This is a genomic window from Kitasatospora sp. NPDC004615, assembly GCF_042873545.1.
Classification (GTDB): Bacteria; Actinomycetota; Actinomycetes; order Streptomycetales; family Streptomycetaceae; genus Kitasatospora.
The window spans coordinates 414,002-425,819 of record NZ_JBIALQ010000004.1 but is presented as its reverse complement, the minus strand read 5'-3'; the positions used below and the strand labels follow the sequence as shown (position 1 = coordinate 425,819).

Annotated in this window: 1 protein-coding gene; it reads right to left on the bottom strand. The window is 76.3% G+C overall.

Annotated elements, in window-relative coordinates; all coding sequences use genetic code 11:
* Positions 1–45: 45 nt before the first annotated feature.
* Positions 46–11,796 carry an SDR family NAD(P)-dependent oxidoreductase gene (locus tag ACFYS8_RS16695; protein WP_387641600.1) on the bottom strand — a complete coding sequence of 3,917 codons (11,751 nt, stop codon included), beginning with the start codon at positions 11,794–11,796 and terminating at the stop codon, positions 46–48.
* Positions 11,797–11,818: the final 22 nt, after the last annotated feature.

Below are 11,818 nucleotides of genomic sequence, written 5' to 3'. Positions count from 1 at the left end.
TGCGGGGGATGCGGGGGACGCTGGGCGCGCGGGCCGGTGCCCTGGTCATGCGGACCCCAGCTGCCGGTCGAGGTACTCGAACATCTCGTCGTCGCTGGCCGCCTCGATCAGGTCGGGAGCCAGATCGTCCAGGTCGTCCGGGTCGCCCGCGGGGCGGGCGGCGGCCGGTGCCCCGCCGGGCAGCGGGCGGGACAGCACGTCCCGGATCCGGGCGGCGAGTTTCTCGCTGACGCCGTCCGGCGGCAGGGCGTCGAGCAGGGTCTCCAGGGCGTCGAGGCCGGCCCGGACCGCCGCGTCGCCGGTCGGACGGGCGGCGCCGGCCCGCTCGGCGAGGTGGCGGGCGAGTGCCTCCGGGGTGGGGTGGTCGAAGACGAGCGCGGCCGGCAGCCGCAGCCCGGTCGAGGACGCCAGCCGGTTGCGCAGTTCGACGCCGGTGAGGGAGTCGAAGCCGACGTCCTTGAACGGGCGGGCCGGGCGGATCAGGTTCGGCGAACTGTGGCCGAGCACCGCGGCGGCGGTGCCGCGCACCAGGTCGAGCAGGGTCCGGTGCAGCTCGGCCTCGGGCAGCTCGGCGAGCTGCGCCGCCATCGAGCGGGTCGGCGCCTGCGCCGGGGCGGCGCCGCTCCGGGCGGGGCGGACCAGGCCGCGGAGCACGGCGGGCAGCCGGTCGTCCGCCCGCAGCACGGACGGGGCGATCCTGGCCGCGAGCCGGTAGGCGTACGGGGAGTGCAGCGCCGCGTCGAACAGGGCGAGGCCCTCCGCCGAGGTCAGCGCGCCCGCCCCGGCACCCCGGCCCGAGGTGACCGCCGCGGTCATCTCGCTGCGTTCCTCCCACAGGCCCCAGCCGATGGACAGGCCGGGCAGCCCCTCGACCCGGCGTTCGGCGGCGAGGGCGTCGAGGACGGCGTTGGCGGCGGCGTAGTTCGCCTGCCCGGCCGCGCCGAACTGGGCGGCGCCCGAGGAGAAGAGCACGAAGTGCGTGAGGTCGAGGTCCCGGGTGAGTTCGTGCAGGGCCAGCGCCGCGTCCGCCTTGGGCCGCAGGACGCGGTCGAGCCGGTCCGGGGTCAGCCCGGCGATCGTGGCGTCGTCCAGGACGCCGGCCGCGTGGACGACGGCGGTCAGCGGATGCGCGGCGGGCACCGACCCGAGCAGGGCGGCGAGCGCGTCCCGGTCGGCGACGTCGCAGGCCGCGACGGTCACCGACGCGCCGAGCCCGGTCAACTCCCGCACCAGCTCCGGCATTCCGTCGGCGGACCCGCCCCGGCGGCCCGCCAGCAGCAGGTGCCGGGTGCCGTGCGCGACGACCACGTGCCGGGCCAGCAGCCGTCCCAGGGTGCCGGTGGCCCCGGTGACCAGAACGGTCCCCTCGGGGTCCGGCGCAGCGGGCAGCAACAGGACGTTCTTGCCGACGCCCCGGGCCTGGCTGAGCGAGCGCAGCGCGGCCGGGGCCTGCCGGACGTCCCAGCCGGTGACGGGCAGGGGACGCAGCACCCCCCGCTCGAACAGGTCCAGGATCTCGGCGAGCATCTCGCCGATGCGCTGCGGACCGGCCTCCATCAGGTCGAACGCCCGGTAGCGCACCCCAGGGTGCTGCCGGGCGACCGCCTCGGGGTCGCGGACGTCGGTCTTGCCCATCTCCACGAACCGGCCGCCGTTCGGCAGCAGCCGCAGACCGGCGTCGACGAACTCCCGCGCCAGGCTGTCGAGCACGAGGTCGACGCCGCGCCCGCCGGTGGCCGTCAGGAAGGTCTCGGCGAAGTCGGTGGTGCGGGACGAGGCGATGTGCCCGTCGTCCAGTCCGCCGGCCCGCAGGGCGTCCCACTTGGCGGGGGAGGCCGTCGCGAACACCCGCGCACCGGCGTGCCGGGCGAGTTGCACCGCCGCCGTGCCGACCCCGCCGGCCGCGGCGTGGACCAGGACCGACTCCCCGGACGCCAGTCCGCCGAGGTCGAACAGGCCGTAGTAGGCGGTGAGGTACACCACCGGCACGGATGCGGCGCGGGCGAAGGACCAGCCCGCCGGTATCCGGGCGACGGTGCGGCGGTCGGCTACGGCGGTCGGGCCGAACGCGCCTGGGAAGATCCCCATCACGCGGTCCCCGGGCGCCAGGTCGTCCACGCCCGGGCCCACCTCGATGACGGTGCCGGCGCCCTCGCTGCCCAGGCCCTGGTGTTCGGGGTCGGGGTCCAGGCCGAGCGCGGCGATGACGTCGTGGAAGTTCAGCCCGGCGGCGCGCACCGCGATCCGCACCTCGCCCCGGCCCAGCGGGGCGAGGGCCGCGGGAGCGGGCTCCGCCACGATGTCCTCCGGCGAGCCCTGGCCGTCGCTGGTGAGCCGCCAGGCGGCGCCGTCCGGCAGCGACAGCGTGCCGTCCGGCCGTCCGCCGCGGACCAGCCGCGGCAGCAGCGGCGGGCCGGTCCGCAACGCCAGCTCGGGTTCCCCGGCGGCGAGCGCCCCGGGCAGGGCGTCCGCCGGCTCGGCGGCCTTGGCCGCGTCGACGAGGACGAAGCGCCCGGGGTGTTCGGCCCGCGCGCTGCGCACCAGGCCCCACAGCGCGGCCTGGGCGGGATCGACGGGACGGTCGACCGGTCCGGTGCGGACCGCGTCCCTGGTGAGCAGGGCCAGCCTGGCCGCGGCGAACCGCTCGTCGGCCAGCCACTGCTGCACGAGCGCGAGGCCCTGGTGCGCGGTGGCGCGGACCCGGTCGGCGGGGTCGGGCAGCTCGGCGGTGGCGACGGCCGCCACGATCACCTCGGGGAGTGCGGCGCCCGCTTCGAGGGCGGCGCCCAGGGTGTCGAGGTCCGGCCAGGACACGGCGGCACCGGGGACGGCGCCGCCGAGGGCGGCCCAGGTCGGCACGGCGCCGTCGGCCGGGTCGGTCGCCGGGGTCCAGTCGAGGCGGTACAGCAGGTCGGCGTGAGCACTCCCGGCGAGCGGCCCGCCCGCGGCCGGCGGCCGCAGCAGCAGGCCCTCGACGCCGATCACCTGGCGCCCGGACAGGTCGTGGGCGTGCAGGCTCACCGAGTCCGGCGCGTCGGCGGCGAGCCGCACGCGCAGCATGGTGGCCCCGGTGATCCCGCTGGTCACACCGGTCCAGCTGAAGGGCAGCCGGGCCCCGCCGTCCTGGTCGGGCAGCAGCGCGGCGGTCTGCAGGGCCGCGTCCAGCAGCGCGGGGTGCAGCACGCATCCGGCGGCGTCGGCGTGCTGCTGCTCCGGCAGCACCACCTCGGCGAACACCTCGCCGCCGCGGAGCCACGCGGCCCGGATGCCGCGGAAGGCGGGCCCGTAGTGGTAGCCGGCCTCGGCGAAGCGCTCGTAGAGGTCGCCGGTGTCCACGGGTTCGGCACCGGACGGCGGCCAGCTCAGCAGGCCGGCCGCGGTTCCGGCCGGGTCCCCGGGTGCCAGGGTGCCGGTGGCGTGCTCGGTCCAGGACGCGTCGGCGTCCCGTGCCGTCCGGGCGAACACGCTGAGCCTCCGCCGGCCGTCGTCGTCGGGCCCGGCGACCCGGAGCTGCAGATGGGTGGCCTCCTCGTCCGGGAGCACCAGAGCCGATCCGAGGGTGAGCTCCTCGACCACCGGGCAGCCCGCCTCCGCCCCGGCGCGCAGCGCGAGTTCGAGGAAGGCCGTACCGGGGAGGAGCACGACGCCCGACACGGCGTGGTCGGCGAGCCAGGGGTGGGTGTGCAGCGAGATCCGGCCGCTGAGCAGCAGCTCACCGGAGTCCGCGACCTGCATCGCCGCACCGAGCAGCGGGTGCCCGGTCGTGGCGAGACCGGCCGAGGCGACGTCCTGGCTCGTGGTCGGCACGTCGAGCCAGTAGCGCGTGCGCTGGAAGGCGTACGTCGGCAGTTCGACGCGGCGCGCTCCCGGGAACGCCCCCGACCAGTCCACCTCCAGCCCGCGCTCCCACGCACGGCCCACCGAGCGCAGCACCTGCGCCGGGCCGCCCTCCCCGCGACGCAAGGTCCCCAGCACCACGGCATCCGCGCCCGCGGCCTCCACCGACTCCCCCACCGCCACGCCCAGCACCGCGTGCGGACTGGACTCGACGAAGAACCGGAAGCCCTCCCCCAGCAACGCCTCGGTGGCCTTGCCGAACTCGACGGTCTCCCGGAGGTTGCGGTACCAGTACTCGGTGTCCAGGGACTTCGTGTCCAGCCAACTGCCCGTCACCGTCGAGAAGAACGGCACACCGCCCGAAACCGGCACGATCCCGTCCAGGTCGGCAAGCAGCCGCTCGCGGATCTCCTCCACGTGCGCGGAGTGCGACGCGTAATCGACCTCGATCAGACGCGCCCGCACCCCCTCCCCCACCAGCTCCTCCACCACCGCCGCAACCGCGTCCGCATCGCCCGACACCACCGTCGACGACGGACCGTTCACCGCCGCCACCGACAACCGGCCCGCGATCCGCTCCCGCACCACGTCCACCGGCAACGGCACCGACGCCATACCGCCACGCCCCGCCAACGCGCGGATCGCCAGGGAACGCAGCGCGACCACCCGCGCCCCGTCCTCCAGACTCAGACCACCCGCCACCACGGCGGCCGCGATCTCACCCTGCGAGTGGCCCACCACCGCGTCCGGAACCACACCGAACGAACGCCAGACCTCCGCCAGCGACACCATCACCGCCCACAGCACCGGCTGCACCACGTCAACGCGCGCCAGCAGGGACTCCGAGCCGAGCGCCTCCGCCAACGACCAGTCGACATACGGCGCCAGAGCCCGCTCGCACTCCGCCATCCGCCCGGCGAACACCTCCGACCCGGCCAGCAGCTCCACCGCCATCCCGATCCACTGCGAACCCTGACCCGGGAACACCAGCGCCACCCGACCGGAAACCAGCCCGCCGCCGGACACCGCGGCGCCCTGCGCCAGCGCGGTCAGGTGCTCGGCAAGGTTGTCCTCGGTACCCACCAGCACCGCGCGGTGTCCCAGCGCGCTGCGGCCGGTGGCGAGGGAGAAGGCCACGTCCGCGGCGCGAACGCCCGATCCGTCTGCGATCCGGGCCGCCAGCGCTGCGGCCTGGGCGTGCAGCGCCTCGGGGGTGCGCGCCGAGAGGAGCAGGGGGACGGTCTCCGGTGTCCCGGGCTCGCCGACGAGCGTGTCAGCGGAAGCCGTCGGGTCGGCCGGGGCCTGTTCGAGGATGACGTGGGCGTTGGTGCCACTGACGCCGAAGGAGGACACGCCCGCCCGGCGCGGGCGTCCCGTGTCGTCCCACTCCCGGGCCTCCGTCAGCAACCGTCCGGCACCGGCCGACCAGTCCACCTCGGGTGTGGGGCCGTCCACGTGCAGGGTCTTGGGCATCACGCCGTGCCGCAGCGCGAGCACCGACTTGATGACGCCCGCGACACCGGCGGCTGCCGAGGCGTGGCCGATGTTGGACTTCAGCGAGCCGATCCACACCGGCCGGTCGGCCGGCCGCCCCTGTCCGTAGGTGGCCAGCAGGGCCTGCGCCTCGATCGGGTCGCCCAAGCGCGTCCCCGTACCGTGCGCCTCCACCACGTCCACGTCCGAGGCCATCAGCCCCGCGTCCGCCAGCGCCGCCCGGATCACCCGCTGCTGCGACGGACCGTTCGGCGCCGTCAGACCGTTGCTCGCACCGTCCTGGTTCACCGCCGAACCGCGCACCACCGCCAGCACCGGATGCCCGAGACGCCGCGCGTCCGACAACCGCTCCAGCAGCAGCATGCCGGTGCCTTCGCCGAAGGCGGTCCCGTCGGCGGCCGCCGCGAAGGACTTGCAGCGGCCGTCGGGGGCGAGTCCGCCCTGCCGGCTGAACTCGACGAACAGTTCGGGGCTGCACATCACGTTGACGCCGCCGGCCAGGGCCAGCGAGCACTCGCCGGAGCGCAGCGCCCGGACCGCGAGGTGCAGGGCCACCAGCGAGGACGAGCAGGCCGTGTCGATGGTGACCGCGGGGCCTTCCAGGCCGAAGAAGTAGGCCAGGCGTCCGGAGACGATGCTTCCCGAGTTTCCGGTGCCGAGGAATCCCTCGACGTCCTCGGGGATGTAGGGCAGCAGCCGGGCGGCGTAGTCCTGCTGCATCAGGCCGACGTACGTGCCGACCGCGGCGCCGCGCAGGGTGGACGGGTCGATGGCCGCGCGCTCGAAGAGCTCCCAGGTGGTCTCCAGCAGCAGCCGCTGCTGCGGGTCCATGGCGAGGGCCTCGCGCGGCGAGATGCCGAAGAACTCGGCATCGAAGTCGGCGGCGTCGTGCAGGAAGCCGCCGTGCCGGGTGATGGAGGTGCCGACGCGGTCGGGGTCGGGGTCGTAGAGCGCGTCGGGGTTCCAGCCCCGGTCGGTGGGGAATTCGGAGATGCCGTCGCGGCCCTCGGCCAGCATCCGCCACAGCTCCTCGGGAGAGCTGACGCCGCCGGGGAGGCGGCAGGCCGCGGAGACGATCGCGATCAGGTCGTCGTCCGCGTCCCGGTCCCGGCCGGCGGGCACAGCAGGTACGGCGGGCGTGGCGGCCGGGGCCGTGTCGGTGAGTCCGGCGCGCAGGAAGGCCGCGAGCGCGGCCGGGGTGGGGTGGTCGAACACCAGGCTGGCGGGGAGCCGCAGGCCGGTGGCGGCGTTCAGGCGGTTGCGCAGTTGCACCGAGGCGAGCGAGTCGAATCCCAGTTCACGGAACGCTCGTCCGGCGTCGAGGGTGTCCGGGGTGGCGTGGCCGAGGACGGCCGCCGCGTGGGTGCGGACGAGTTCGACGAGCAGCCGGGTCCGTCCGGTGCCGTCGAGGGCCGCGAGGCGCAGGCGCAGGGCGTTGTCGTCGGCCTCCGCCGCGGTGGCCGCGGCGGCCTTGCGCGGCGGTGTGCGCACCAGGCCGCGCAGCAGCGGCGGCAGGGTGCCGTCCGCCGCCGCGGAGCGCAGAGCAGCGGCGTCGAGGCGCATCGGGACCAGGGCGGCCCGGTCCACGGTGAGGGCGGTGTCGAAGAGTGCGAGTCCCCGCTCGGTGGAGAGCGGCGGCATCCCGGACCGGGCGAGGCGTCGTACCTCGTCCTCGCCCAGGTGTCCGGTGAGGGCGCTGGGCTGCTCCCACAGGGTCCAGGCCAGGGACTGGCCGGCCAGCCCCGCCGCCCGGCGCCGGACGGCCAGGGCGTCGAGGAAGGCGTTGGCGGCGGCGTAGTTGGCCTGTCCGGGACCGCCGAAGGTGCCCGCGGCCGAGGAGAAGAGCACGAAGTGCGTGAGGTCGAGGTCGCGGGTCAGTTCGTGCAGGTGGAGGGCGCCGTCGACCTTGGGGCGCAGCACGGCGTCCACCCGCTCGGGGGTGAGTGCGGTGACGACGCCGTCGTCGAGGGCGCCGGCGGTGTGGACCACGGCGGTCAGCGGGTGTGCGGGCGGCAGGTCCGCGAGGACGGCGGCCAGGGCGGCCCGGTCGGCGGCGTCGCAGGCGACGATGGCGGTCTCGGCGCCCAGCGCGGCGAGTTCGTCCCGCAGTTCCTGGGCTCCGGCGGCGGCCGGGCCGCTGCGGGAGAGCAGCAGCAGGTGCCGGACGCCGTGCCCGGTGACCAGGCGGCGGGCGACGTGGGAGCCGAGCAGGCCGGTGCCGCCGGTGACGAGGACCGTGCCGTCCGGGTCGAAGGCCCGGTGCGGCCCGGCCGCACCGTCCGAGGGGACCCGGGCCAGTCGGGGGACGCGGACCTCGTCGCCGCGGACCGCGGCCTGCGGTTCTCCCGAGGCGAGGGCGGCGGCGACGGCCGCGGCGGTGCCGTGTTCGTCGTGGGCGTCGAGGTCGAGCAGGGCGAAGCGCCCGGGGTGTTCGGAGCCGGCCGAGCGGACCAGGCCCCAGAGCGCGCTGTGCGCGGGGTTGCGGACGTCCTCGCCCTCGCGGGCGGCGACCGCGCCGCGGGTGGCGAACACCAGGCGCGAGTCGGCGAAGCGGTCGTCGGCGAGCCAGGTCCGGACGTCGGCGAGGGCCTGGTGGACGGCCGCGCGGACCGCCGCGGCCGGGTCGGCCGCGGGCTCGGGCTCGGCGCGGACGAGCAGGACCGTTTCGGGCACCGGGGCTCCGGCGTCGACGGCGGCCAGCAGCGTGGCCAGGTCCGCGGTGCGGTGGACGGGTGCGCCGCTGCCGCGCGGGGGTGCGGTGACCCACTCCGTCGCGTAGAGGTCCTGGTGGTGGCGGCCCCGGGGGGTGGGGTCGGCGCCGAGGGCGGCGGTGCCGGCGGGTCGCAGGACCAGCGCGTCCACGGTCGCCACGGGGGCGCCGGTCGCGTCGGCGACGGCGAGCGCCACCGCGTCGGGTCCGGCGGGGGTGAGCCGGACCCGGATCGCCCCGGCGCCGGTGGCGTGCAGGGTCACGCCGTTCCAGGAGAACGGCAGCCGTCCCTCGGGGTGGGCGTCCGCGCCGGGGGTGCCGGGGACGCCGGTGGCGTGCAGGGCCGCGTCCAGCAGCGCCGGGTGCAGGCCGAAGCGGGCGGCGTCGGGTGCGGTCCCGACCGGCCCGGCGGGCACGACGGCTTCGGCGAACAGTTCGTCGCCGCGCCGCCAGGCCGCGCGCAGGCCCTGGAAGGCGGGGCCGTAGGCGAATCCGCCCGCCGCGAAGCGGTCGTACAGCCCGTCGAGGGCGAGGGGTTCGGCGCCGGGCGGCGGCCAGGGCATCGGCCCGGCGGCGTCGTCCGCCCCGTCCTCGGCCAGGAGGCCTTCGGCGTGCTTGGTCCACTCCTCGTCGAGGTCGCCGTCGGCGGGTGCGTCCGGCCGGGAGTGCAGGCTGAGCGGGCGGTGGCCCCGGGTGTCGGGGGCGCCGACGGTGAGGCGCAGCACGGTGCCGCCGTGTTCGGGCAGCACCAGGGGGGCCTGAAGGGTGAGTTCCTCGACCCGGGGGCAGCCGACGCGGGCTCCGGCCTGGAGCGCGAGTTCCAGGAAGGCGGTGCCCGGGAGCAGGGCCCGGCCGCCGACGGCGTGGTCGGCGAGCCACGGGTGGGTGCGGGCCGACAGGCGGCCGGTGAGGAGCAGGCCGTCGCTGTCGGCGAGGACCACGACGGCGCCCAGCAGCGGGTGGTCCGCGGGAGTCAGTCCGGCGGAGCCGACGTCGGCGGCGGGTGCGGCGCCGTCCTCGAGCCAGTACGGGTCGCGCTGGAAGGCGTAGGTGGGCAGTTCGACCCGGCCGGGGCGGCGGCCGGCGAAGACGGCGTCCCAGTCCGGGGAGACTCCGCGCAGGTGGAGTTCGGCCAGCGACTCGGTGAACCGGCGCGGGCCGCCGTCATCGCGGCGCAGGGTGCCCACGGCGGTGGCGTCGGCGCCCGCGTCCTCGGCGGTCTCCAGGACGCCGACGGTGAGGACGGGGTGCGGGCTGCTCTCCAGGAGGACCTGGTAGCCGTCGGCGAGCAGGGCGCGGGTCGCCTGCTCGAACAGGACGGTCCCGCGGAGGTTGCGGTACCAGTAGTCGGCGTCCAGGACGGTGGTGTCCTCGAGCAGGCCGCCGGTGAGGGTGGAGTACAAGGGGACGGCGGCGGGGCGGGGGGTCAGTCCGTCGAGCCGGGCGAGCAGTTCGGTGCGGAGGTCCTCGACGTGGACGCTGTGCGAGGCGTAGTCGACGGGGATGCGCCGGCTGCGGACGCCCAGGGCCGCCGTCCGGTCGAGGAACGCGTCGAGCGCGTCGGTGTCGCCGGAGACCACGGTGGATTCGGGTCCGTTGACGGCGGCGACGGAGAGCCGGCCGTCCCAGGGGGCGAGGTGTCCGGCGACCTGTGCGGCGGGCAGGGCCACCGAGGCCATGCCACCGCGGCCGGACAGCGCGCGGATCGCCCGGCTGCGCAGGGCGACGACCTTCGCCCCGTCCTCCAGGCTCAGCGCTCCCGCCACCACGGCCGCCGCGATCTCGCCCTGGGAGTGGCCGATGACGGCGCCGGGGGTGATGCCGTGGGCGCGCCAGAGTTCGGCGAGGGAGACCATGACGGCCCACAGCGCCGGCTGCACCACGTCGACGCGCTCGGCCGGCGGGGTGCCGGGGGCGCCGCGCAGGACGGCTTCCAGCGACCAGTCGACGAAGGGGGCCAGGGCGCGTTCGCAGTCCGCGATGCGGGCGGCGAAGGCGGGGGCGGAGTCGAGGAGTTCGACGGCCATTCCGGCCCACTGGGATCCCTGTCCGGGGAACACCAGGGCGACTTCGCCGCCGGTTCCGGCGGTGCCGAGGACCAGGCCGGGGGCGTCGAGGCCGGCTGCCAGGGCGTCGAGGCCGGCCCGGAACTCGTCGGGTCGGGTGCCGATCAGGACCGCCCGGTGCTCGTGCGCGGCGCGGGTCGTCGCGAGGGCGTGGCCGACCTCGGCCGGGCCGGGTCCGGGGTGGGCGTCGAGGTGGTCGCGGAGTCGTGCGGCCTGGGCGCGCAGCGCTTGGGCGGTGCGTCCGGAGAGCACCCAGGGGAGGACGGCGGGGGCGGCCGGTTCGGCGGCCTGCTCCAGGACGGGCTCGTCCGCCTGTTCCAGGACGACGTGTCCGTTGGTGCCGCTGACGCCGAAGGAGGAGACCGCGGCCCGGCGCGGCCGTCCGGTCTCGGGCCAGGGGGTGTTCGCGGTGACCAGGCGTACCGCGCCCGCGGCCCAGTCGATCTGCGGGGACGGGTCCTGCGCGTGCAGGGTGGGCGGGACAGTGCCGTGCCGCATGGCGAGGACGGTCTTGATGACGCCGCCGACGCCGGCCGCCGCCTGGGTGTGCCCGATGTTCGACTTCAGCGAGCCGAGCAGCAGCGGTTGCCCGTCCGCGCGGTCCTGCCCGTAGGTGGCCAGCAGGGCCTGGGCCTCGATCGGGTCGCCCAGCGGGGTGCCGGTGCCGTGCGCCTCGACCACGTCCACGTCGGCGGGGGTGAGTCCGGCGTTGGCGAGGGCGTGCCGGATGACGCGCTGCTGGGCGGGGCCGTTGGGGGCTGTGAGCCGGCTGCTGGCGCCGTCCTGGTTGACGGCGGTGCCGCGGATCAGGGCGAGCACCGGGTGGCCGCCCCGGCGGGCGTCGGAGAGGCGCTCGAGCAGGAGCATGCCGACGCCCTCGCCCCAGCCGGTGCCGTCGGCGGCGGCGGAGAAGGACTTGCAGCGGCCGTCGCGGGCCAGGCCGCCCTGGCGGCTCATCTCGACGAACGGGACGGGTGTCGACATGACCATCGCGCCGCCGGCCAGGGCCAGGGTGCAGTCGCCGGCCCGCAGGGCCTGGGCGGCGAGGTGGATGGCGACCAGCGAGGAGGAGCAGGCGGTGTCGATGCTGACCGCCGGGCCCTCCAGGCCGAAGGTGTAGGCGACGCGGCCCGAGGCGACGCTGTCGGAGCTGCCGTTGCCGATGTAGCCGGCCACGTCGTCGGGGACGTGGCGCAGCCGTACCGCGTAGTCCTGGTACATCACTCCGGCGAAGACGCCGGTCCTGCTGCCCCGCAGGGTCGCGGGGTCGATGCCGGCCCGTTCGAACGCCTCCCAGGTGGTCTCCAGGAGGAGCCGCTGCTGCGGGTCCATGGCGAGCGCTTCACGTGGGGAGATCCCGAAGAAGCCGGGGTCGAAGTGCCCGACCTCGTCGAGGAAGCCGCCCAGGGAGGTGTGGCTGGTGCCTTCGCGCAGCTGTTCCGGGTCGTCGAGGTGGTCGAGGTCCCAGCCCCGGTCGGCGGGGAAGCCGGTGATGGCGTCGGTGCCGTCGGTGACCAGGCGCCACAGGTCCTCGGGGGACCGTACGCCGCCGGGGTAGCGGCAGCTCATCGCGACGACCGCGATCGGTTCGCGGCTCGCTTCCTCGGCCTCGGTCAGGCGTCGGCGGGTGTGGTGCAGGTCCGCCGTCACGCGCTTGAGGTAGTCCCTCAGCTTGTCGTCGTTCACCATCGGGGGCCGCCGTCCTGGTTCG